Source organism: Brevundimonas vesicularis (assembly GCF_044807075.1).
GTDB lineage: Bacteria > Pseudomonadota > Alphaproteobacteria > Caulobacterales > Caulobacteraceae > Brevundimonas > Brevundimonas vesicularis_G.
In genome coordinates this window covers 603,932-626,759 of the sequence record NZ_CP085234.1, presented here as the reverse complement: position 1 = coordinate 626,759, position 22,828 = coordinate 603,932, and the positions used below count along the sequence as shown (strand labels likewise).

Sequence of the window (22,828 nt, the reverse complement as noted above, 5' to 3'; positions counted from 1 at the left end):
TCAGGCGGAATTTTTCGCGACATTTTGGCGCCTGCGAGCGGCGACGAAGACGTCGGCGGATGCGGGCGACAACGGATTCCGATGCTATGCGTTAGGATGGGTCAACGGTGAAGCTGGAGCACCCGATTACATGCGTCGCTTTTTGATGGGTTCGATCGTGGCGGCCGTGGTCGGCCTGCTGCTCGCCGGCGCCGGATACTGGGCCTATTGGAACTTCTATTCGCGGTTCCAGCCGGTCACCATCAGCCGCAATCAGGCCGAAGTGCAGCAACTGCTGGACGAGGCGTCCTGGGTGTCGGACGGCAGCGGGGGACAGGCCCTGTATATCGTCACCTATCGCGACAGCGCCTCGGCCCTGCGTTACGCGCGCGACGAGGCGCCCAAGCTGAAGGCGGCGGGGATCGAGACGCGCTACATCCTGTTCGCCCGCCCCGATCTGGAAGGCGCGGCGCAATCGACGGCGGCGGAGCGGGCGACGGTCGCCGAGCTGTGGCTGACGCGGGACTGGCCGCTTTATCAGCGCTGGATGGCGACGCCGGCCAAAAGCTGGACCGCCGCCGGCGTGCCGCAGGCGGACGGCTATCTGGCGCGCACCGCCGTGGTCGAGGCCGGACGTCGCTTCAACGAACGGCTGAGCCAGCTGCTCAAGGAATCCGGCGTCGACATCAGCTATCCGCTGATCCTGTGGCGCGACAAGCAGGGCTTCCTGAAGGCCTGTGGTTGCTCGGACCGGCAGGCCTGGGCCTTCATCCGCGACGATGTCGGCGCGCCCGACCGGTTGGGGCAGCCCGACACGGGACCGATCGCGCCCGACGAAGCGGCGCCGGCGCAGGACGCCCGCCCTTCGGCCATGCCCTATCCGGACCTGCCGGCGATCCCTCCGGTCGATGCGCCGACGAGCGGGATCACGCCGACGCCGCCCTCGCCTCAAGCCCGCCCGGCGACCCCACCCGCATCGAACCGACCGGCGACGCCGCCGCGCACGGCCCCGGCGCCCAGCAAGCAGGAAGACACGACCTTCTACTGATCAGAGAGATTGGCAGGCCGCGATCAGGCGATCGATGTCGTCGGCGTCCTGATACAGGCCGAAGCCGAAGCGGATGACGTCGTCACGCACGTCGGTGACGATGTTCGCCGCCCGCAGACCGGCGCACCAGGCTTTGGCGTCGGGATGACGCAAGGCGAGGAAACGGGCGCGCGGCCCATCGCCCTCGACCGGATTGAGGATTTCGGCCTGAGATAACACCCCGGCCTGTCCCGCCTGAACGGCCTGCTGGAACTTGGTCGCCAGATCGCGCGCATGGGCGGCGATGGCGGCGGTGTCCAGCCCCTGCTGATCCAGCATTCGGCGCACGGCGTTGAAGCGATACAGCGGCGTGCAGTCGAAGGTCGCGCCCCAGAAGCGACCGCCGTCGCTGCGATACTGAACGCCGCCGGGAGGCCCCGACAGGTCGCCGAACTCCGCGAACCATCCGGTGACGACAGGGCGGGGGCAGAAACCGGGCGGGGCATGCAGGAAGCAGACGCCCTCGCCCGACATGGCGTACTTGTAGCCGCCGGAGACATAGAAGACCCGGTCCGCCACCGCCGACAGATCGGTCGGGGTCGCCATGAAGCCGTGATAGCCGTCGATCAGCACCCAAGGCCCTTCGGGTCTCGCCAGGGCGGCGAGCTGGTCGATGCCGTCGAACAGGCCCCCGGTGCGGAAGAAGACCTGGCTGACCACGATCCAGTCGTAACCGCCCTTGGACGCCTCCGCGACGAAGCGATCAGAGAAGGTGTCGAAGGGCGCCAGCGGAACGCGTGTGACCACCGCCGCCCCGACCTCTTCCCACCGTTCGGCCTGACGACGGAAGGAGTGGAATTCGCCGTCGGTCGCCAGAACGCGGACCGGCTTGGTCTCCACGCCTGAAAACAGACGCAGCAGGAAGTCGTGGGTGTTGGACGAAAAGACGATGCTGTCGGGCGAGGGCAGGCTCAGCTCAACCGCGACATGGGCCTGGGCCTCTGGGATCACCTGACCGAAGACGAGATCCCACTTGTGGTCGGCATGCAGATTGGCGTCGAGCCAGGTCTGCTGCTGCGCCTCGAAACTGGCGTCGGGCCACAGGTGATGGCTGTGCGCGGCGAAATGCAGCCGACCGGGCGCCGCCGACAGGGCGCGGGAGAAGAGGGACTTGTAGGTCATCCCTCTTCTTTAGGACATCTCACCCAGCGCTCAAGCAGCGAGCCGCCACGCGGCGAGCGATAGCGCTGCGCGTAGCGCGCCTCTTAAACGAGAGCCCCGTGACAGTGTTTGAACTTGCGGCCCGAGCCGCAGGGGCAGGGGGAGTTGCGGCCGGTCATTTCCCAGCCGGGCGGCAGGGCCTCGACGGGCAGTTTGGAGCGGTCGTCGCCGATCAGCGTGCCTTCGGGATTCTGGGCCGACGGATCAGCCATCTCGTTCTCGCCGGTGCCGGGGTTCAGGTGGATCTCCTGGAACTCGGGCAGTTCGGGCGGCGCCTGGAAGCGGAACTCGACCGTCATCAGCCAGCGGGTCACGTTGTGGCGCAGGTCGTAGAGCAGGTTCTCGAACAGCGAGAAGGCTTCGGTCTTGTATTCGTTCAGCGGGTCGCGCTGGCCATAACCGCGCAGGCCGATGACGCCCCGCAGGTGGTCCAGGTGGACCAGGTGCTCGCGCCACTGCATGTCGATCATCTGCAGCATGAACTGCTTTTCCAGACCGCGCGTCTGTTCGGCCCCGATCATCTCCAGACGTTCGGCGGCGCGCGCATCGGCGGCGGCCAGCAGCCGCTCCTCGATCTCCTCGTTCGATACGCCTTCCTCGGCGGCCCAGTCGTGCAGCGGCAGCTCAAGACCCAGGGTCGAGCGGACCTTTTCGTCCAGGCCGTCGATGTCCCACTGCTCGGCATAGGCCTTGGGCGGCATGTAGCGTTCGACCAGGTCCGACACGACGTCGCGGCGGAAGTCGCCGACCAGTTCCGAAAGATCCTCGGAGTCCATGAACTCCTGGCGCTGCTCGAACACCGCCTTGCGCTGATCGTTCACGACGTCGTCGTATTTCAGCAGATTCTTGCGGATGTCGTAGTTGCGGGTCTCGACGCGCTTCTGAGCGGTTTCGATGGCGCGGTTCAGCCAGGGGTGGGTGATCGCCTCGCCCTCCGCCACGCCAAAGGTCTTCATGATCGAGTCGAGGCGGTCGCCGGCGAAGATGCGCAGCAGGTCGTCCTCGCAGGACAGGTAGAACTTCGACGTGCCGGGGTCGCCCTGACGGCCGGTGCGGCCGCGCAGCTGGTTGTCGATACGGCGGCTTTCGTGGCGCTCGGTGCCCAGAACGAACAGGCCGCCGGCGGCCAGCGCCTTTTCTTTCTGCACAGCGATCTCGGCCTTGAACTCGGCCTCCTTGGCCGCTTCCATTTCCGGCGTGACCTCGACGGCCATGTTGCGCTGTTCCAGCAGCCACTTCTGCATCTTCATCTCAAGGTTGCCCCCGAGTTGAATGTCGGTGCCGCGGCCGGCCATGTTGGTGGCGATGGTCACCGCGCCCGGCAGGCCGGCGTCGGCGACGATATAGGCTTCCTGTTCGTGCTGACGCGCGTTCAGAACACTGTGCGGAATGCCGCGCAGCTTGGTCTCGTAGGTGATGTCATAGGCGGCGTCGCCGATCTTCTCGGCTTCCTTGGCCTTGCCCGCATATTCCGGCTTCAGCTTGCGCGAGGTCTCGACCTTGTACTCGAAGCGGTTCAGCAGGTCCGACAGCTGTTCCGAACGCTCGATCGAGACGGTGCCGACCAGGATCGGCTGACCGGCCAGGTGGCATTCGGCGATCTGGCGCGCGATGGCCTGGTTCTTCTCGGCGTGGGTCCGATAGACCTCGTCGTCGTAGTCCTTGCGCTGGATCGGCCGGTTGGTCGGCACCTCCAGCACGTCCATCTTGTAGATGTCGCCGAATTCCTGGGCCTCGGTCGCAGCCGTGCCGGTCATGCCCGACAGCTTCTGGTAAAGGCGGAAATAGTTCTGGATGGTGACCGAGGCCAGAGTCTGGTTCTCGGGCTGGATCTTGACGTCTTCCTTGGCCTCGATGGCCTGGTGCAGGCCTTCGGACAGGCGGCGGCCGGTCATCATTCGGCCGGTGAACTCGTCGATCAGGACGATCTCGCCGCCCTTGATGATATAGTCCTTGTCGCGCTGATACAGGGTGTTGGCCCGCAGGGCCTGGTTCGAGTGGTGAACCAGGCTGATGTTGGCGGCGTCGTACAGGCCGGTGGTGTCCTCAGCGAAATGGCCGCCCTGTTCCAGAGCCTGTTCCAGACGCTCGGAGCCCAGTTCGGTCAGCAGGACCTGCTTCTGCTTCTCGTCGAGCTCGAAGGTGTCCTTGTCCTTGATCAGGTCTTTGATCAGGCCGTCCAGCACCTTGTAGAGATCCGAACGGTCCTCGGTCGGGCCCGAGATGATCAGAGGCGTACGCGCTTCGTCGATCAGGATGGAGTCGACCTCGTCGACGATGGCGAAGTTGTGCGGACGCTGCACCATCTCGCGCCGGTCATAGACCAGGTTGTCGCGCAGATAGTCGAAGCCGAACTCGTTGTTGGTGCCGTAGGTGACGTCGGCGTTGTAGGCCTGCTGGCGCTGACCCTGGCTGAGGCCGTTGACGATGACGCCGACCTCAAGACCCAGGAAGCGATAGACCTTGCCCATCGTCTCGGCGTCGCGGCGGGCCAGGTAGTCGTTGACGGTGATGACGTGCACGCCCTTGCCGGGCAGGGCGTTCAGATAGACCGGCGCCACGGCGACCAGGGTCTTGCCTTCGCCGGTCCGCATCTCGGCGATGCCGCCTTCATGCAGGATCATGCCGCCGGCCAGCTGAACGTCGTACTGACGCTGGCCCAGCACGCGCTTGGAGGCTTCTCTGACAACGGCGAAGGCTTCGGGCAGGATCTTGTCCAGGGTCTCGCCGTTCGCCAGCCGATCGCGGAAGGCGTCGGTCATCATCCGCAGTTCGTCATCGGACAGGGCGGCGAACTTGGGCTCCAGCGCATTGATGCGCTGGGCGTGGTCCTGAAAGGCCTTGACCTTGCGGTCGTTGGAAGAGCCGAAAAGTTTCTTGGCGAAGCCGAGCATATTGGATCCGGTAAGCGGTCGAGCGTCTGCGAGCTGAGCGGCTCTGAAATCCCGTGAGGGGCGGCGATACGGACGCCGTGAGAGAGGCCCTGACCGACCGCAGCCCCGGAGCGCCGCATCAGGCGCGCGCGAAGGGCCGCGCAGACGATCAAAACCCCTCGACTTGGGCGCAGGCGGGACTTAAGCACCGGCCTAACCCCTGTCAACGCGAGGGGCTTTCGGCCGCCTTCGACGGAGCGCCCCCTTGAACCCATTCCGGCGATCTTCACGCATCCTGACGGCGGCCTTGCTGACGGCGACGCTTTCGACCGCCGCCTGTGCGCGCAGCGGCGACAACCGACCGCCCGAACAGGGGGACCAGGCCGTCGCCACGGTTCAGGACGAGACCATCTGGGCCTCGGACGTGAAGCGCGAGGCGGTGGCCCAAGGTTTGATCGGCGAGGACGAGGCGCTGGATACGACGTCGGATCTCTTCCGCCGGGTGCTGGACGAGGTGATCGATCAGAAGCTGCTGGCCGGAGAAGCGCAGCGGCGGCGGCTGGACTCCTCGCCCCTGGCGCAGCGGCGTCTGGAAGCGACGCGCGAACGCATCCTGGGCGACATGCTGGTCGAGAGCGTGGTCAACAACGCCGTTTCGGACCAGGCGGTGCAGACCCTGTATAATGAGCAGCTGCGGCTGGCGAAGACGTCGGAAGAGATCCGTGTGCGGCTGATCCTGTCGCGCACCAAGCCCGAGGCGGACGCCGTGATCGGCATTCTGGGCCAGGGCGCCGGCTTCGAGGCGGTGGCGGCGGAGCGGTCGATCGACGAGGCGACACGCTTTTCCGGCGGCGACCTGGGCTATTCGACGCTGGACGTGATGCCCCAAGCCTATGCCGACGCCCTGCGCGACAAACCGGCCGGCTCGACCGTCGGGCCATTCCAGACCGAGGGCGGCTGGGCTGTTCTGAGGGTCGAGGACCGGCGCAAGGAAAACCCGCCGACGCTGGAACAGGCCCGACCGCAGATCGTGCGCTATCTGACCTATGAGGGCGTGCGGCAGTTGCTGGAACAACTGCGCGGCAAGGCCAAGGTCGATGTCCGCCTGCCCGCCCAGACGCCGCCCGCATCGCCCGCTCCTTCCGCCCCTTCCGCTCCTCCGGGCGCCTGACATGACCAAGCCTCCCTCCACGACCGGCCAGAAGATCGAGCATGCGTTCGAAAAGGCGCTGGACCCGTTCGCCACGGCGCTGAAGCGCGCCACCCGCACGCCGGGATCGGATGCGGCCCCGGCCGCAGCGCCTGCGCCCGCCGCCGCCGGCAAGCCCGGCCTGGCCATCTCGCCCTTAGCCGTGCCGTTCCCGAGCATTCCGCCGATCGGCGGGGTCGAGATCGCGACCGCGCGCGCCGGCTTCTACAAGCATGAGCGCGACGATCTGGTGGTGTTCCGGTTCGCGCGGGGGACCAGCTGCGCCGGGGTCTTCACCCGCCACAAGATCGGCTCGGCGCCCGTGGACTGGTGCAAGAAACATCTGGCCGGGGCCGAGGGCGGCAAGGATGTGCGCGCCCTGGTGATCAACGCCGGATGCGCCAACGCCTTCACCGGCAAGGCCGGCGCGGATGCGGCGCGGCGCACGGCCTCGGAGGTCGCCAAACGGTTCGGCTGTCGTCAGCGCGACGTCATGCTGGCCTCGACCGGGGTGATCGGGGTGGTGCTGGACGACAAGAAGATCGTCGCCAAACTGCCCGAGATCGAGACCGGGCTGGAGGCGGACGCCTGGCCCCGGGCGGGTCGCGGCATCATGACCACCGACACCTTCCCCAAGGGCTCCTACGCCGAGGCCGAGATCGAGGGCTACAAGGTCCGGATCGCCGGCATCGCCAAGGGATCGGGCATGATCGCGCCAGACATGGCGACCATGCTGGCCTTCATCGTCACCGACGCCGACATCCATCCGAACGTGCTGCAGGCGCTGCTGGGCCTGCACGTACGCACCACCTTCAACAGCGTGACGGTGGACGGCGACACCTCGACCAACGACACGGCCCTGCTGTTCGCCACCGGAACCTCGGGCGCGCCGCGCATCGGGCGGGTCGGGGATCGCCGGCTGAAGAACTTCTCGGCCGCCCTGGACAAGGTGATGCTGGATCTGGCCCACCAGCTGGTGCGCGACGGCGAAGGCGCAACCAAGTTCGTCAAGGTGACGGTGGACGGGGCCGCCTCGCCCGCCTCCGCCCGCAAGCTGGCCAAGTCCATCGCCGACAGCCCGCTGGTCAAGACCGCCATCGCCGGTCAGGACGCCAACTGGGGCCGGGTCGTCATGGCGGTGGGCAAGACCGAGGAGCCGGTCGACCGCGACCGCCTGGCCATCAAGTTCGGCCCGCACCAGGCCGCCGTCGACGGCGCGCCATCTCCGACCTACGACGAGGCCAAGATGACCGCCTATATGAAGAACCCCGAAATCGACATCACCGTCGACGTGGGTTCGGGCCGGGCGTCGGCGACCGTGTGGACCTGCGATCTGACCAAGGGCTACATCGAGATCAACGGCGACTATCGCTCGTGACCGCTGCGCCCCTTCTCACCGTCCTGGTCGTCGCCGTCGCCCTGATTGACGTGGACGGGCGGGTGCTGATCGCCAAGCGTCCCGAGGGCAAGACGCTGGCCGGGCTGTGGGAGTTTCCGGGCGGCAAGGTCGAGCCCGGAGAGCGGCCGGAACAGGCCCTGATCCGCGAGCTGAAGGAAGAGCTGGGGATCGACGTCAGCGAAAACTGTCTGTCGCCGTTCGTTTTCGCCAGTCACGCTTACGATTCGTTTCACCTGTTGATGCCATTGTACCTGTGCCGACGGTGGGACGGCGTGGTCACGGCGCGTGAACACGACGGCCTGGCCTGGGTGAAGCCGAGCAAGCTTTCGGACTATCCCATGCCCCCGGCGGACGAACCTCTGGTCGCCTGGTTGCGCGACCTGCTCTGACCACCGCCGACCAGGGAGGCCGGCCATGCGACGTCTTATCGGCCGGTTCCTGCGCAATGAGAGCGGGGCCACAGCCATCGAATACGGCCTGATCTGCGCCTTGATCTTCCTGGCGATCGTGACCTCGGTCAGCGCCCTGGCGAACACGCAGAACGGCGGCCTGGCCGTAACGGTGGAGCGGCTGACCACCGCCATGAAGGCCGTCGTCGGCAACTAGTCCGGCTCGTCGCCCGTCATTTCCCTGACGCCCAGCGCATCGGCCAGCCGCGTCTTGGCGGAGCCGCGCGGCAGGGGCTTCTGCTGGCTGTCATGGGGTTTCCAGCCGGCCAGATGAATGATCTCGAACGTCGCCGGGATGCGGCCGTCGTCGAAACCGTATCGCTCGGCATAGAGGGCGGCGGCGCGCGCCATGATGCGGCGGCTCAACGGCCGAACGGGTCCGTGCAGCACATTGGTCTCGCCCATGGCGCGCAGGTCGCGGATCAGGGCGAACAGGTCGGTGTAGCGGACGGTGAACCGATCCACGTCCGACACCGGCAGGGCGAACCCGGCGCGCTGCAAGAGGGCCGCCCCGTCATAGCCGTCAGCGAAGGGCGAAACCCGCGCCTGGGCGCCGCCGCGCTCCTCCAGTTCGACCTCGGTCAGGACGGCGCGAAGCTCTTTCAGCGTGCCTGCGCCGAACAGCGTGCCGATAAACAGACCGTCCGGTTTCAACGCGCGCCGGATCTGGGCCAGGGCGCCGGGCAGGTCATTGGCCCAGTGAAGGGTCAGAAGGGAGACGATCAGATCGGTCGAGGCGTCGGCCAGCGGCAGCGCGTCCGCGCCCGGCGCTGCGCGCTGGGCCAGGGAGACGGGCGTCTGGATGGGACCGACGCGGCCGGCGGCGTCGCTGGACCGGACCGCCGCATCGAACACGCCTGGATGGGCGGACAGATCGACCGCAGCGGGAAAATCGCGCAATATGGCTTCCAGGCTCTCGGCGGCGTTGGCGGCGGCGCGGGTGTGCAGGAAGTCAGCCTGGGGGAACCGGGAGGCTGACCGCGCCAGCCGCGCCTGACGTCGAACGGCGTCGAAGATGCGCGGGGGGCCGTCGAAAGGGGATTGGGGGGCGGTCATGGACGCACAGGATGGGGGCTGGCGACGCGCCTGGGAAGGGGCGGGCCGTCACTTGCGCGGAGCGGGGCGGGGACTGGCCGACCTGATCCTGCCGCCCATGGCGCACGACAGCCGAGAGGCGACGGCTGCGGCCGGCCTGACGCCCGACGCCTGGAGCCGGATCAGATTTCTAGAGGCGCCGGTCTGCGATGGCTGCGGGGCGGCCTTCGACTTTGACGGCGGCGCCTTCGCCGAGGATCGCTGCGCCGCCTGCATCGCCAAGCCCTATGCGTTCGAGAGGGCGCGCGCGGCCTGCCTGTATGACGAGGCGTCGCGTGGCCTGATCCTGAGGTTCAAGCACGGCGATCAGCAGCAGTTCGCGCCCCTGTTCGCGCGCTGGATCGGGCGGGCCGCCGCCGATCTGGTCGAAGACGCGGACGTGATCCTGCCCGTGCCGCTGCATCGGTTTCGCCTGTTGTCGCGGCGCTTCAATCAGGCCGCCGAAATCGCCCGGCCGCTGGCCCGGCACGCCGGCCGCGACTATTTGCCCGACGCCCTGGTCCGCACGACCCACACGACCAGCCAGGGCGGCAAGAGCCAGCGCGGGCGGCGGTTGAACGTCAAAAAGGCCTTCGCCGTGACCGAGGCGGGCCGGCGTCGGATCCGGGGGCGACGCATCCTTCTGATCGACGATGTGTTGACCACGGGCGCGACCGGAGAGGCCTGCGCGCGCGCCCTGATCGACGCCGGAGCGCGCGCCGTGGATCTCGCCGTCATCGCGCGGGTGCGAAACGCCCGTGAACTGACTATGTGAAGAGCGCCCTATCGCTCGCCGCGCGGCGGCTCGCGGCTTGAGGGCGCTGGATTTTATATTGGAGATCTGAACTTGGCCGACGTCGTCATCTACACCAAGCCTGGCTGCCCTTATTGCTTCAGCGCCATGTCGCTGCTGAAGAAAAAGGGCGTGGACTATACCGAGATCGTCGCCTCCAACGATCCCGACAAGAAGGCCGAGATGGTCGAGAAGTCGGGCGGCCGCATGACCTTCCCGCAGATCTTCATCGACGGCCAGCACGTCGGCGGTTCCGACGACATCCACGCGCTGGATCGCGACGGCAAGCTGGACGGACTTCTGGCCGCCTGATCCATGAGCAGCGGGCTCGACATCGCCCTGATCCAGACGCGCACGCCGGCGACGGCGCGAGCGGCGCTGGCCCATGTCGAGCCCCTGATCCGCGAGGCGGCGTCGGGCGGGGCGAAGTTCGTCCTGACGCCCGAGGGGACCAATGTCCTGGAGCAACGTCGCGACCAGCGCGAGGCGGCGATCACGATTGAGGACGAGGACGTCGCCGTTCTGGGTCTGCGTCGTCTGGCGGCGGAACTGGGCGTCTGGCTTCTGATCGGTTCGGCAATCGTCCGGTCTGGCCAGGCGGGAGATGGCCGCGCCGCCAATCGGTCGCTGCTGATCGATGCGTCGGGCGGGATCGTGGCCCGATACAACAAGCTGCATGTCTTCGATGTGAACCTGCCCAATGGCGAGACCTATCGCGAAAGCGCGACGGTGAGGCCCGGCGACGGGGCGTCGGTAGCGGACACGCCCTGGGGCCGGCTGGGCCTGACCATCTGCTACGACATCCGCTTTCCCCATCTGCATCGCCAGCTGGCCAAGGCCGGGGCGGCGATGATCGCCGTGCCGGCCGCCTTCACCGCCCCGACCGGGGAGGCGCATTGGGAAATCCTGTTGCGCGCCCGCGCCATCGAGACAGGCGCCTTCGTCCTGGCCCCGGCGCAGGGCGGACTGCACGAGGACGGCCGTCGCACCTGGGGGCGGTCCACCATCGTCGGCCCGTGGGGCGAGATCATCGCCAAGGCGGATCACGACGAACCTTGCATCGTGCGTGCGAAACTGGACATGGAAGCCGTGGCCAGGGCGCGCGCCGCCGTGCCTAGCCTGACCCACGATCGCGATTTCCTGCCCGCCACCTGACGCCCCATGATCCGCTACGCCCTGAAATGCGACCAGGCCCACGCCTTCGAAGCCTGGTTCGGCTCTTCGACCGACTATGACGATCAGGCGGCGCGGGGGCTGGTGGAATGCCCGTTCTGCGGTTCGCACGCGGTCGAAAAGGCGATCATGGCCCCGGCGGTCAGCGGCGCCCGCAAGGCCGATCCCGCCTCTGACGTCGCCGCCAAGATGCAGACGATGATGATGGCCGCCGCCCGCGAGGTCCGCGCCCATGTCGAGGCCAACTTCGACTACGTCGGCGACGCCTTCGCCCGCGAGGCGCGCGACATCCACGAGGGCCGGTCCGAGAAGCGTGAAATCTATGGCGAGGCCACGCCCGCCGAGGTCAGGAAACTGAAGGACGACGGCGTCCCGGTCTCCGCCCTGCCGGCTGCGCCCGTCGATCCGGCCAAGGTGAACTGATGACCCGGCAATGGCGGCCCATGCGGCCGACGGACATCGATGCGGTGGTGGAGGTGGCGCGGCTGTCGTTTCCCGACCACTTCGAGGATCGCGCCTGTTTCCAGAACCGGCTGGCGCTTTATCCGCGCGGCTGTTTCGTGCTGGCGGAGGGCGATGCCGCCGCGCGCGGCTATCTGATCGCCTATCCGTGGAAGGCCGAGAGCGCGCCGCCGCTGAACACGGTGATCGAAGGCCTGCCGGCCCAGCCGGACCTGATCTATCTGCACGATCTGGCCCTGCACCCCGAGGCGCGGGGCGGGGGCGTGACCGGCGTCATCGTCGAGCGGCTGGCCGAACAGGCGACGGAAGACGGCTGGCCCGCCATCGCCCTGGTCGCGGTCAATGACGCTGTCGGCTTCTGGTCGCGACACGATTTCGTCGAGCAACCCGCCGAGGCCATGGCGGCCAAACTGGCCAGCTACGGCGCCGACGCCCGCTATATGCTGCGGCCGCTCTAGCGCCGATTGAGCGCGGTCTGGCCGCCGGCGCGCACGAAATGGATGCGCTGGGGGCGGGGCAGGGCGACATAGGCCCGGCGTCGCATTTCACGCTCGCAGACGCTGGCGTCGCCAAGGCTGTCGGGCGTCAGGACCGCGCGATGGACGGCGCACCAGTCGCGGCTGGCGGCGCGGATGCGGCCGGCCAGGATCATCGCCTCGCCCGGTCGGACCATGTTCAGCCCCTCGGCATCCACATGCATGTCCGGCGCCTGGCCCGCGCCCAGAGCGGCGGCAAGCGCGGCTGCGACCATCAAACCCATCGTCATTTCCCCGTCGGAATGGGCCTGCGTCAGGCCCGTCGTGGGAAGGAGGCGTCCGTCGGCGGCGTCGGATGCGGCGTCGGGGATGAAATATCGGTAAGGCGGCGATCGGCGCGGCGAACGCCCGCTCTGGTCTTTCTGTCCACATGCCTGTAAGAGGCGCGCGCCTCCCGCATGCCTTTTCATGACCAGCGGCCGCCCGTATGCCGGCCGCGCCTTTTCGCGATACTCAAATGAACCTGCGCAACGTCGCCATCATCGCCCACGTTGACCACGGCAAAACGACCCTGGTTGACCAACTGCTCGCCCAATCCGGCGTGTTCCGAGCCAATGAGGCGACGACCGAGCGCGCCATGGACTCCAACGACCAGGAAAAAGAGCGCGGCATCACCATCCTGGCCAAGTGCACCTCGGTGCTCTGGAACGGCAAGGCGGGCGAAACCCGCATCAACATCATCGACACCCCCGGCCACGCCGACTTCGGCGGCGAGGTCGAGCGCATCCTGGGCATGGTGGACGGTTGCGTCATCCTGGTCGACGCCGAAGAGGGCGTCATGCCCCAGACCAAGTTCGTGCTGACCAAGGCGCTGAAGATGGGCCTGCGCCCGATCCTGTGCATCAACAAGGTCGACCGCGCCCACGCCGATCCGGACCGCGTCCACAACGAGACCTTCGACCTGTTCGCCGCCATCGGCGCGACGGACGAGCAGCTGGACTTCCCGCACATCTACGCCTCGGGCCGCAATGGCTGGGCGACGCTGGACCTGAACCAGCCCAACGACAACCTAGCCCCGCTGTTCGACCTGATCGTCGATCACGTCCCGCCGCCCGCCGTTCAGGCCAACAAGGACAAGCCGTTCCGCATGCTGGACGTGCTGATCGAAAGCGATCCCTTCCTGGGCCGCCTGCTGACCGGCCGCATCGAGAGCGGCAAGGCCGTTCCCGGCATGGCGATCCACGCCCTGGACCGTGAAGGCAAGGAAATCGAACGCGGCCGCATCACCAAGGTGCTGGCCTTCCGCGGCCTGAAGCGCCAGCCGCTGGACGAGGGTTCGGAAGCGGGCGACATCGTCGCCATCGCCGGCATGTCCAAGGCGACCGTGGCCGACACCCTGTGCGCCATGGAAGTGACTGAGCCGCTGGACGCCCAGCCGATCGATCCGCCGACCATCTCCATGACCGTCTCGGTCAACGACAGCCCCCTGGCCGGCCGTGAAGGCGACAAGGTCCAGTCGCGCGTCATCCGCGACCGCCTGCTGAAAGAAGCCGAGGCCAACGTCGCCATCCGCGTGACGACGACCGAAGGCGGCGACGCCTATGAGGTCGCCGGCCGCGGCGAACTGCAGCTGGGCGTTCTGATCGAGAACATGCGTCGCGAAGGCTTCGAGGTTTCGATCTCGCGTCCGCGCGTCGTGTTCAAGGAAGGCGAGAACGGCGAGAAGCTGGAGCCGATCGAAGACGTCATGATCGACGTGGACGACGAGTTCACCGGCGTGGTCATCGAAAAGCTGTCGGCCCGCAAGGCCGAGCTGGCCGACATGGGCCCGTCGGGCGCCGGCAAGACCCGCATCAGCCTGAAGGCGCCGTCGCGCGCCCTGATCGGCTATCAGGGCGAGTTCCTGACCGACACGCGCGGTTCGGGCGTGCTGAACCGCGTGTTCAGCCACTATGAGCCGCACAAGGGCGCCATCGCCGGTCGTCTGAAGGGCGTTCTGATCTCGAACTCCGACGGTGAAACCGCCGCCTTCGCCCTGTGGAACCTGGAAGACCGCGGCGTCATGTTCGTCGGCGCGGGCGAAAAGACCTATCAGGGCATGATCATCGGCGAGAACGCGCGCTGGGACGACCTGGACGTCAACCCGATCAAGGGCAAGCAGCTGACCAACGTCCGCGCCGCCGGCAAGGACGAGGCCGTTCGCCTGACCCCGCCGCGCCAGATGTCGCTGGAACAAGCCATCGCCTATATCGACGACGACGAGCTGGTCGAGGTGACGCCCAAGTCTATCCGCCTGCGCAAGCAGGTGCTGAACCCGTCCTTCCGCAAGAAGCGCGTTCGCCCGGAGTAGTCCGCAATCCCTGACTGACGCGGGGTGGGATGGGGCCTATAGACGGCTGACATGAACACCTCGCCCAGTCTGGATGACCGCCTTGACGAGGCCGCCCGCGCGGAAGACCCGCGCGCGGCGGTCTCTGTCGTTTTGCGCGAGGCCTATGACGCCGCCCGCGCGCGGGCCGAGCGCAAGCTGGATGGCGGCATGAAGGGTCGCGACGTGGCGCGTCTGTACGCCGCCGCCGCCGACGAGATGCTGGCCGGCCTGTGGCGGGTGGCGACCCAGACGCTGTGGCCGACCTCGCCGGTCGAGGCCGAACGGCTGGCCCTGGTCGCGGTCGGGGGCTACGGCCGGGGCGTGCTGGCGCCCCATTCCGATCTGGACCTGCTGTTTTTGAGATCGTCTAAGGCGACGCCGCGGGGCGAACAGGTGATCCAGTTCGTCCTCTATGTGCTGTGGGACCTGGGGGCCAAGGTCGGATCGGCCGTGCGCTCGGTCGAAGAGTGTCTGAGCCTGTCGCGGACAGACATGACGGTGCGGACGACTCTGCTGGAGGCGCGTCCGCTGGCGGGGGACGAGGCGCTGGCCCAGCTGATGATCGGCCGGTTCCGCGACATGGTGTCGAAATCCGATCCGCGCCCCTTCATCGCCGCCAAGCTGGAGGAGCGGGCCGCCCGGCACGAGAAGGCCGGCTCGACCCGCTACAAGGTCGAACCCAACGTCAAGGACGGAAAGGGGGGCTTGCGCGACCTGAACACCCTGTACTGGATCGCCCGGTCCCTAGCGCCCGAAAGCCGGCTGGGCGCGACGGTGATGGACGAACTGTTCACCCCGCGCGAGCGCCGGACGTCGGACGAGGCGTTCGACTTCCTGTGGCGGGTCCGCATCCATCTGCATCTGATCGCGGGGCGGGCCGAAGAGAAGCTGACGTTCGACATGCAGCCCGAGGTCGCCCGGCGCATGGGCTGGCGCGGGCGCGGCGACGAACCGGCGGTCGAGCGGTTCATGCGGCGATACTTTCTGGTGGCCCGCGACGTCGGCGCCCTGACCCGGGCCATGTCGGCCAAGCTGGAGGCGCGGCACCAGAAGACGGCGCACGGCCTGTCGCGGCTGATGGCGCCGTTTCGGCCCGCCCCCCGCCGCAAGCTGGAGGTCGAGGGGTTCTGGATCGACCAGGGCCGTCTATCGGTCGAGGGGCCGGAGGTGTTCGCCGCCGATCCGGTCAAGCTGCTGACCCTGTTCGTCTGCGCCGACAAGCACGACCTGGATCTGCACCCGGACGCCTTTTCGGCGGTGACGCGGTCGCTGTCTCTGGTGACGCCCAGGCTGAGGCGCGATCCGGCGGCGACGCGGGCGTTCCTGGATATTCTAGCGCACGGGCAGCGGCCCTATCGCGTCCTGACCATCATGAACGAGACGGGTTTGCTGGGCCGGTTCCTGCCCGAATGGGGGCGCATCGTCGGCCAGACCCAGTTCAACATGTACCACGCCTATACGGTCGACGAGCACACGCTGCAGGCCATCGGCATCATCAACGACATCGCGCGCGGCAAGCTGAAGACCGACCACCCGATGGCCAGCGAGATCGTGCATCTGATCTCGGACATGGAAGCCCTGATGCTGGGCATGCTGTTGCACGACGTGGGCAAGGGCGGCGAGCGGGGGCAGTTGGAGGACGGCGCCATCGCCGCGCGTCGGGCGTGCGAGCGGCTGGGCGTCGATCCGCGCCGGATCGAACTGGTGGTCTGGCTGGTGCGCAGCCATCTGGCGCTGTCGGACTATGCCCAGAAGCGCGACCTGTCGGACCCGGCGACGATCCGCGCCTTCGCCGAACTGGTCGGCGATCCCGAGCGACTGCGGATGCTGCTGGTCCTGACCGTCGCCGATATCCGGGCCGTGGGGCCGGGGGTGTGGAACGGCTGGAAGGGTCAGCTGATGCGCACCCTCTACAACCAGGTCGCCGCCCTGTTCCGGGGCGAGGACGTGACGCGCGAGGATCCGCTGGCGGCGCATCCGGCCCTGGTTCAGCGGGCGCGCGAGACGGGCGCGGCGGCGGAGGCGGCCCCGACCGCGCCCGTGCAGGGGCTGACGGTGCAGACCACCGAAATCTCCATCGCCGCGGCCGACCGACCGGGCCTGTTCGCCGATCTGGCCCAGACCATGGCCGCCCTAGGCGCTGACGTGACCGACGCCCGCGTGGCGACCGAGGACGGCGTCGTCCTGGACGTGTTTCGTGTTCAGGACGGAGCGGGCTTGCCCTATGGCCAGGCCGAACCGCGCCGACTGAAGGCCCTTGTCGAGGCGCTTGAAAAGGCTGCGCGGGGTGAGGGCCGCATCGGCCAGGCGCCCGATCCGACCGGCAATGCGCGCAAGGCAGCCTTCGAAGTTCGGCCCGTGGTCATGGTCGATCACCACGCCAGCGAGGTCGCCACCGTGGTCGAGGTGTCCTGCGCCGACCGGCCAGGTCTGCTGGCGGACCTGTCGCGCGTGTTCAACGACGAAGGCCTGAGCATCCGCTCCGCCCACGTCGCCAGCTATGGCGAGCGGGCGGTGGACAGCTTCTACGTCGTGGATCGAAAGGGGCGAAAGATCACCTCGGAACAGCGGATCGCCGAACTGCGCACCGCGCTTGAGGCCGTGCTGGACAGCCGCGCGCCCGCGCCCGCCGGACGCAAGGTCGCCTCGGCCCGCGCCAGCGCGCGCGACGTCTCTGACCTGGGCCGCCGCAGCCCGCGCGCAAAGCCCGTATCGCCCGGCGAACAAGCGCGCTAAGCGATAGGATCAAATGTCCGCTCATCCCCGCGAAAGCGGGGACCCAGGTCTTTGGGCGATCAGGCTTTTCGAGTTGGCGATATGCCAATCTCGGACAGGTCAGTGCGCCACGAAAGCACTGGATCCCCGCTTTCGCGGGGATGAGCGGGGAGAATAGAGCCAAAGATCGCATGAGCCTCGCCCGAAACACCCTGGTGCAGTCGACCCTGACGCTGGGCAGCCGAATTCTCGGCTTCGTGCGCGACATGGCGCTGGCGGCGCGCTTCGGCCAGGGGCCGATGATGGACGCCTTCACCACGGCGTTGATGCTGCCCAACATGTTCCGCCGCCTGTTCGCCGAGGGCGCCTTCGCCCAGGCCTTCGTGCCGGTCTATGGGGGGGTTCGGGCGCGCGAGGGCGAGGAGGCGGCCGCCGTCACGGCGTCCGAGGCGCTCAGCTTCATGCTGGCGGTGGTCGCCGGCTTCTGCATCCTGCTGCAGGTCGTGATGCCCTGGATCATGCCGTGGCTGCTGTCGGCCTATCGCGACCAGCCGATGGTGCTGCGCGCCGCCGTGATCGCAACCCAACTGGCCATGCCCTACCTGGCCTGTATGACCGTGGCCTCGCTGCTGTCGGGCGTGTTGAACACCGGCGGTCGGTTCGCCCTGTCGGCGGCCGTGCCGGTGTTTCTAAACCTGTGCACCCTGGCCGCCCTGATGCCGCCGCTGATCTTGCCGATCCCGCAAGAAACTGTGCTGCTGATGGTGACGGCGGCGGTGACGGTGTCGGGCCTGATCCAGGCCGGTCTGCTGTGGTGGGGCGTGCGGCGGCTGGGCGTTCGGCTGAAGATCGGCCTGCCGCGCATCACGCCGAATGTGCGTCACACCCTGGCGCTCGCCGTGCCCGGCGCCCTGGCGGGCGGGGCGCTTCAGATCAACTCTCTGGTGTCGCAGTTCCTGACCGGCTCGGACGAGGGCGCGCGCTCGGTGCTGTATAACGCCGACCGCCTTTATCAACTGCCGCTGGGGCTGGTGGGGGTGGCCATCGGTCTGGCTCTCGTTCCTCGCCTGACCAAGGCCTTCGTTTCCGGCGATCACGAAGGTGGGCAGAAGACGCTCGACGACGGCATCAACCTGGCCATGGCCTTCACCCTGCCGGCGGCGGTGGCCCTGTTCGTCATTCCCTTCTTCATCATCGACGCGACGGTGACGCGGGGCGCCTTCACCTCGGCCGACGCCGCCCGCACCGCCGATGTGCTGCGTCAGTTCGCCTGGGGCGTGCCGGCCTTCGTCCTGGCCAAGGTTCTGACCCCGCCCTTCTTCGCGCGCCAGGACACGCGCCGTCCGATGATCTTCGCCGTGGCCAGCGTGGTCATCACCGTCATTCTGGGCTCGGCCCTGTTCTTCTGGTTCCGCCGTCAGGGCTGGGACGGGGTGCTGGGCCTGGCCATCGCCACCAGCACCTCGGCCTGGGTGAATGTCGCTCTGTTGGGCGGCGTCCTGATCCGCGAGAACAGCTGGCGGCCGTCGCCGACCTTCCTGTCGCGCATCGCCCGCGTCATCGCCGCCAGCGCCATGATGGCCGCCCTGCTGTTCGCCGCCGACGTCTTCTATCCCCAGCTTAGCCGACTGTTCCTGGCCAAGGAGATCGCCGTCCTGGTGGTCTGCGGCGCCGGGGCCGGGCTTTACGGCTTCTGCCTGCTGGCGTTCCGGGCCGTCACGGTCTCGGAACTGAAGACCACGCTGAGGCGCGAGCCCGGCGGCGGCGCGGTCTCCGGTCTGGACTGACAGGCGGCGAACCGATAAGCGCGAGGCCATGACGACCTCGGGCCTGATCCATGACCTGCGATGGCGCGGCTGAACCGCCGCCTGCCTCGCCACGCCTGCCTTTCGACCTTCCGAGACCCGATCCCATGACCGACCAAACCCCCGCCGTTGCGACTTATGACGGCCCGCGCCGCATCCTGTCCGGCATCCAGGCCTCAGGCGCGCTGCACCTGGGCAACTACCTCGGCGCCCTGAAGCGGTTCGTGGAACTGCAGGACCAGGGCGCGCCGGTCTATGTCTTCGTCGCCGACATGCACGCCATCACCGTGTGGCAGGATCCCGACAAACTGACCGCCCAGACGCGCGAGATCGCCGCCGCCTATCTGGCCTCGGGCCTGGATCCGGAAAAGGCGATCATCTTCCCGCAGTCGGCCGTGCGCGCCCATGCGGAACTGGCCTGGATCTTCAACTGCGTCGCCCGTCTCGGTTGGCTGGACCGAATGACCCAGTTCAAGGAGAAGTCGGGCAAGCACAAGGAACGCTCCTCGGTCGGTCTCTACACCTATCCCGTGCTCCAGGCGGCCGACATCCTGCTGTACAAGGCCACCGAAGTGCCGGTGGGCGAGGACCAGAAGCAGCATCTGGAGCTGACCCGCGACATCGCCGCCAAGTTCAACAACGACTTCGGCGTTCCCGGCTTCTTCCCTGTGCCCGAACCGATCATCCAAGGGCCGGCGACCCGCGTCATGTCCCTGCGCGACGGGGCGGCCAAGATGTCCAAGTCGGACCCGTCCGACAACAGCCGCATCAACCTGACCGACGACGCCGACACGATCGCCTCCAAGATCAAGAAGGCCAAGACCGATCCCGAGCCGTTGCCGGAGACCCTGGACGGCCTGAACGAACGGCCCGAGGCCAAGAACCTGGTCGCCATCTATGCGGCGTTGGCGGGCCTGACCCGCGAGCAGGTGATCGCACGGTTCGGCGGCCAGGGTTTCGGCGCCTTCAAGCCGGCGCTGGCGGACCTGGCGGTTTCGGCGCTGGCGCCCGTGACGGCCGAGATGCGCCGCCTGATGGACGACCCGGCCGAGATCGATCGTGTGCTGAAAGCCGGCGCCGAACGCGCCGCCGAGGTCGCCGACCCCGTGGTGGACGAGGTCAAGAAGATCGTCGGCTTCTGGAGGGCGTAATGGGCGTCTATGAGGCCAAGGTCGTCTGGACCCGCGGCGACCAACCCTTCCTGGACAAGCGCTACAGCCGCGCCCATTCCTGGAGCTTCGACGGCGGGGCGGTTGTGCCGGGGTCGTCGGCGCCCTCCAGCGTGCCCGTGCCAATGTCCGATCCGGCCGGCGTCGATCCGGAAGAGGCGATGATCGCCTCTCTGTCCAGCTGTCACATGCTGTGGTTCCTCGCCTTCGCCGCCAACGCCGGCCTGGTGGTCGACACCTATGTCGACGAGGCGTCGGGCAAGATGGGCAAGGACGATAGCGGCAAGCGCTACCTCGCCGAGGTGACGCTGCGCCCCTTCACCAGCTTCACCGGCCGCGAACCCGATCAGGCCGAGATCGACGCCCTGCATCATCAGGCGCACGACCACTGCGAAATGGCCCATTCGGTCTGCGCGACCATCACGGTCGAGGCGACGATCGGCTAGGCGGCGACCGCCGTCTCTTCCTCGACCAGGGACCTGAACAGGGCGTGGGCGGCGATCATGCCGTCCGAAGTCGCCAGGGTGATGTTGGAGGCGGCGCGCGCCAGATCGCCGGCGGCGAAGACGCCCGGCTGCGTCGTCTGCTGCATGGCGTCCACCTTGATCACTCGCCCCATCGGGGTGTCGGTCATCTCGCAGCCCAACCGCTCGGCGAACGGGCTGGCGACGCGCACATTGGCGCCGACGAAGATGGCCTTCAGGTCGACGAACCGTCCATCGGTCAGTCGCGCGCCGCTCAGGTCCGGCGCCTCGCCCTCCAGCCGCGCGATGGGCGTGGCCTCGATGGTGACCCCGCGTCGATCCAGCAGACGGGCGTCCTCGGGCGACAGTTCGACGTCCAGATCCATGAACAGGGTGACCTGGCCCCATTCGGCGACCGTCGCCGCATACTGGACCGCGTGATCGCCGCGCCCCAGCACGCCGATGGGGCCGCCGCCGATCTCATAGCCGTGGCACCAGGGACAGTGCAGGGCGGTGCGGCCCCAGCGTTCTTTCACCCCCGGGATGTCGACCAGCACGTCCTCGACTCCGTGCGACAGCAGCAGCCGGCGACCGCGTGTGCGCGTGCCGTCAGCGAAGGCGACCGAGAAGCCGCCATCGATCCGTTCGACCTCGACCGCCTCCGCCATGCGGAAGGCGGCGGTGGGATAGGCCGCGACCTGGGCCCGTGCCGACGCCGTGATCTCAGCGCCGGGCTTTCCGTCATTTGTCAGGACGCCATGGGCGCGGGCGGCGAACCGATTGCGGGGCCGGCCGTCGTCGATGACCAGAACGCGGCGGCGCGCGCGGACCAGCTGCATGGCGGCGGACAGGCCGGCATAGGAGCCGCCGATGATCAGGGCGTCGTGCGGCATGACGTCAGGACTTTCGAGCGTGGGCATGGAGCAGATCTCTCTTGGGATGTTCGGCCATGCGGCGCGAGAAATCCGCCGCCAGATCGGCCAGGGTTACGTCGTTCAGGCGCGCGATCAGCAGGGCGCGGGCGGCGGCGTAGGTCTCGGCGAGGGCGTCGTTGACCGCCGCCTCGACCAAACAGCCGTCGGCCTCGATAGGCGGAGCGGCCGGAAACAGATCCGCGCCGCCAAGGGCCGTGTTCACCTGACCCAGGGTGATCTGATCCAGCGGTCGCGACAGACGCCAGCCGCCGCCATGCCCCTTTTCCGACGCCACCAATCCCTGCTCGCGCAGGCCGGCCATGGTTCGGCGCACCACCACGGGATTGGTCGAAAGACAGACCGCCAGCTGGTCCGAGGTCATGGGCGAGCCGGTGCGTGTATCATGCTCGGCCATGTGCAGCAGAGCGTGGAGGATGTTGGACAGACGAGAATCCCTTTTCATGTAACTGCAATTGTTACGTGATAGATCGCCCGTCAAGACCGCGGGTCAGTTTTCTTTTCAGCCGTGTGGCACGGCGTCGGTCAGGAAGGCGCCGAAACGGCGCAGGGCCTCGACTGTCAGGTCCGGTTCGTGGCGCATCGGACCGTTGTTGGTGGGTTCGTCGAAGGCGTGGGTGCCCCCGGCGATCCAGCTTTCGACCTGGGAGCCGCAGTTGCGGATCATGGCGTTGACCTGTTCGGCGTTGCGCACAGTCGTCAGGTGGTCGCGCTTGCAGGTGACGGCCAGAACGCGCGGGCAATGCCGCCAGGGCTTCAACCGATTGAAGGCGAACGGGCCGATGTAGGGATAGGCCAGCCACACCGCCTTGACGCCGGACAGGCTGGCCTCGGCGGGATCGGTCACGCCAAAGGCGCCGGGCGTCGGCGCGCCGCTCATCATCTCCATGATCGACCAGCCGCCGTGGCTCCAGCCGGCCAGGGCCAGCTTCGTCGCGTCGACATCGGGGCGGGCCGAAACGCCCCGGGTCGCCGCCAGCACGTCGCCCACCCGCTCATAGCCTCGGAACGACAGGCCGGTGCAGACCGCCGCCAGGGTGAAGGCCCGACCCCAACCGCGCGGGCCGTAGGAATCGATGATGAAGGCGCGCCAGCCCGCCGCCTTGGCGACCTCGGCATAGCGGGGCAGGTGATCGCGCAGCCCCCCGCAGCCATGAAACAGCAGCACCGCCGGCCGGGGCCGGTTGTCGTCGGGGCCCACGATGGTGATGTGGGGTTCGAGGCGGGCCCAGCGGCGCTTCAGGTCGTCCATTCCCG

At 67.9% G+C, this 22,828-nt stretch carries 22 protein-coding genes; 15 read left to right on the top strand and 7 right to left on the bottom strand.

What is annotated here, in order from left to right:
• The first annotated feature begins 130 nt into the window (after window positions 1-130).
• Window positions 131-1,027 carry a hypothetical protein gene (locus LG306_RS03045; RefSeq protein ID WP_404418114.1) on the top strand — a complete coding sequence of 299 codons (897 nt, stop codon included), beginning with the start codon at window positions 131-133 and terminating at the stop codon, window positions 1,025-1,027.
• Here LG306_RS03045 and LG306_RS03040 read toward each other — a convergent pair whose 3' ends face one another.
• Both LG306_RS03040 and secA read right to left on the bottom strand, forming a co-directional pair.
• On the bottom strand, window positions 1,028-2,188 hold the full coding sequence (locus LG306_RS03040; protein WP_404418112.1) for an aminotransferase class V-fold PLP-dependent enzyme: 1,161 nt from the start codon (window positions 2,186-2,188) through the stop codon (window positions 1,028-1,030).
• An 83-nt stretch (window positions 2,189-2,271) separates the two neighbouring features.
• Window positions 2,272-5,121, bottom strand: a complete 2,850-nt coding sequence (secA, locus tag LG306_RS03035; RefSeq protein ID WP_404418111.1) for a preprotein translocase subunit SecA — start codon at window positions 5,119-5,121, stop codon at window positions 2,272-2,274.
• A gap of 244 nt (window positions 5,122-5,365) precedes the next feature.
• Here secA and LG306_RS03030 point away from each other — a divergent pair, with 244 nt between their 5' ends.
• The 4 genes from LG306_RS03030 to LG306_RS03015 are packed head-to-tail and all read left to right on the top strand — an operon-like array spanning window position 5,366 to window position 8,294.
• On the top strand, window positions 5,366-6,271 hold the full coding sequence (locus LG306_RS03030) for a peptidylprolyl isomerase (protein WP_404418109.1): 906 nt from the start codon (window positions 5,366-5,368) through the stop codon (window positions 6,269-6,271).
• 1 nt (window position 6,272) lies between these two features.
• A complete protein-coding gene (argJ, locus tag LG306_RS03025; RefSeq protein ID WP_404418107.1) occupies window positions 6,273-7,667 on the top strand; it encodes a bifunctional glutamate N-acetyltransferase/amino-acid acetyltransferase ArgJ in 1,395 nt (464 codons plus the stop codon).
• Window positions 7,664-8,077 (top strand): (deoxy)nucleoside triphosphate pyrophosphohydrolase, encoded by a 414-nt coding sequence (locus LG306_RS03020; protein WP_404418105.1) that lies wholly within the window; start codon window positions 7,664-7,666, stop codon window positions 8,075-8,077. Before argJ ends, LG306_RS03020 begins: the two co-directional genes overlap by 4 nt.
• A 25-nt stretch (window positions 8,078-8,102) precedes the next feature.
• A complete protein-coding gene (locus tag LG306_RS03015) occupies window positions 8,103-8,294 on the top strand; it encodes a Flp family type IVb pilin (RefSeq protein ID WP_017505369.1) in 192 nt (63 codons plus the stop codon).
• On the opposite strand, the gene LG306_RS03010 is transcribed toward LG306_RS03015, so the two are convergent.
• The gene (locus tag LG306_RS03010) at window positions 8,291-9,193 is read right to left on the bottom strand and encodes a methyltransferase domain-containing protein (protein WP_404418103.1); all 903 of its coding nucleotides are present in this window, start codon (window positions 9,191-9,193) and stop codon (window positions 8,291-8,293) included. The genes LG306_RS03015 and LG306_RS03010 overlap by 4 nt on opposite strands.
• Here LG306_RS03010 and LG306_RS03005 point away from each other — a divergent pair.
• The 5 genes from LG306_RS03005 (at window position 9,192) to LG306_RS02985 (ending at window position 12,097) form a co-directional block, all read left to right on the top strand.
• On the top strand, window positions 9,192-9,986 hold the full coding sequence (locus LG306_RS03005; RefSeq protein ID WP_404418101.1) for a phosphoribosyltransferase family protein: 795 nt from the start codon (window positions 9,192-9,194) through the stop codon (window positions 9,984-9,986). The two genes, LG306_RS03010 and LG306_RS03005, sit on opposite strands and share 2 nt — an antisense overlap.
• A gap of 72 nt (window positions 9,987-10,058) precedes the next feature.
• A complete protein-coding gene (gene grxC, locus LG306_RS03000; RefSeq protein WP_055755096.1) occupies window positions 10,059-10,316 on the top strand; it encodes a glutaredoxin 3 in 258 nt (85 codons plus the stop codon).
• A gap of 3 nt (window positions 10,317-10,319) precedes the next feature.
• The gene (locus LG306_RS02995) at window positions 10,320-11,159 is read left to right on the top strand and encodes a carbon-nitrogen hydrolase family protein (protein ID WP_404418099.1); all 840 of its coding nucleotides are present in this window, start codon (window positions 10,320-10,322) and stop codon (window positions 11,157-11,159) included.
• Window positions 11,160-11,165: 6 nt separating this feature from the next.
• Window positions 11,166-11,600 (top strand): DUF1178 family protein, encoded by a 435-nt coding sequence (locus LG306_RS02990; RefSeq protein WP_112863065.1) that lies wholly within the window; start codon window positions 11,166-11,168, stop codon window positions 11,598-11,600.
• Window positions 11,600-12,097 (top strand): GNAT family N-acetyltransferase, encoded by a 498-nt coding sequence (locus tag LG306_RS02985; RefSeq protein WP_404418097.1) that lies wholly within the window; start codon window positions 11,600-11,602, stop codon window positions 12,095-12,097. The genes LG306_RS02990 and LG306_RS02985 overlap by 1 nt, the downstream gene beginning before the upstream one ends.
• On the opposite strand, the gene LG306_RS02980 is transcribed toward LG306_RS02985, so the two are convergent.
• Entirely contained in the window at window positions 12,094-12,399 is a 306-nt protein-coding gene (locus tag LG306_RS02980; protein WP_404418095.1) for a UrcA family protein, read from the bottom strand. The two genes, LG306_RS02985 and LG306_RS02980, sit on opposite strands and share 4 nt — an antisense overlap.
• A gap of 233 nt (window positions 12,400-12,632) precedes the next feature.
• Here LG306_RS02980 and typA point away from each other — a divergent pair, with 233 nt between their 5' ends.
• The 5 genes from typA to LG306_RS02955 all read left to right on the top strand — a co-directional run bounded on the left by typA (window position 12,633) and on the right by LG306_RS02955 (window position 20,621).
• On the top strand, window positions 12,633-14,465 hold the full coding sequence (typA, locus tag LG306_RS02975; RefSeq protein WP_039246805.1) for a translational GTPase TypA: 1,833 nt from the start codon (window positions 12,633-12,635) through the stop codon (window positions 14,463-14,465).
• 51 nt (window positions 14,466-14,516) lie between these two features.
• Window positions 14,517-17,222, top strand: a complete 2,706-nt coding sequence (glnD, locus tag LG306_RS02970; protein WP_404418093.1) for a [protein-PII] uridylyltransferase — start codon at window positions 14,517-14,519, stop codon at window positions 17,220-17,222.
• 170 nt (window positions 17,223-17,392) lie between these two features.
• Window positions 17,393-18,988, top strand: coding sequence for a murein biosynthesis integral membrane protein MurJ (gene murJ / locus LG306_RS02965; protein WP_404418091.1), 1,596 nt, complete (start codon window positions 17,393-17,395; stop codon window positions 18,986-18,988).
• 125 nt (window positions 18,989-19,113) lie between these two features.
• Window positions 19,114-20,157 carry a tryptophan--tRNA ligase gene (gene trpS, locus LG306_RS02960; RefSeq protein ID WP_404418089.1) on the top strand — a complete coding sequence of 348 codons (1,044 nt, stop codon included), beginning with the start codon at window positions 19,114-19,116 and terminating at the stop codon, window positions 20,155-20,157.
• On the top strand, window positions 20,157-20,621 hold the full coding sequence (locus tag LG306_RS02955; RefSeq protein ID WP_404418087.1) for an OsmC family protein: 465 nt from the start codon (window positions 20,157-20,159) through the stop codon (window positions 20,619-20,621). Before trpS ends, LG306_RS02955 begins: the two co-directional genes overlap by 1 nt.
• Here the strand turns inward: LG306_RS02955 and LG306_RS02950 are convergent.
• Genes LG306_RS02950 through LG306_RS02940 form a run of 3 tightly spaced genes read right to left on the bottom strand, consistent with a single transcriptional unit; the run spans window position 20,618 to window position 22,823 of the window.
• Window positions 20,618-21,559, bottom strand: coding sequence for an NAD(P)/FAD-dependent oxidoreductase (locus LG306_RS02950; protein ID WP_404418085.1), 942 nt, complete (start codon window positions 21,557-21,559; stop codon window positions 20,618-20,620). The genes LG306_RS02955 and LG306_RS02950 overlap by 4 nt on opposite strands.
• Window positions 21,537-22,016 carry an Rrf2 family transcriptional regulator gene (locus LG306_RS02945; RefSeq protein WP_404418083.1) on the bottom strand — a complete coding sequence of 160 codons (480 nt, stop codon included), beginning with the start codon at window positions 22,014-22,016 and terminating at the stop codon, window positions 21,537-21,539. Before LG306_RS02945 ends, LG306_RS02950 begins: the two co-directional genes overlap by 23 nt.
• Before the next feature lie 57 nt (window positions 22,017-22,073).
• Entirely contained in the window at window positions 22,074-22,823 is a 750-nt protein-coding gene (locus tag LG306_RS02940) for a dienelactone hydrolase family protein (protein WP_404418081.1), read from the bottom strand.
• Window positions 22,824-22,828: the final 5 nt, after the last annotated feature.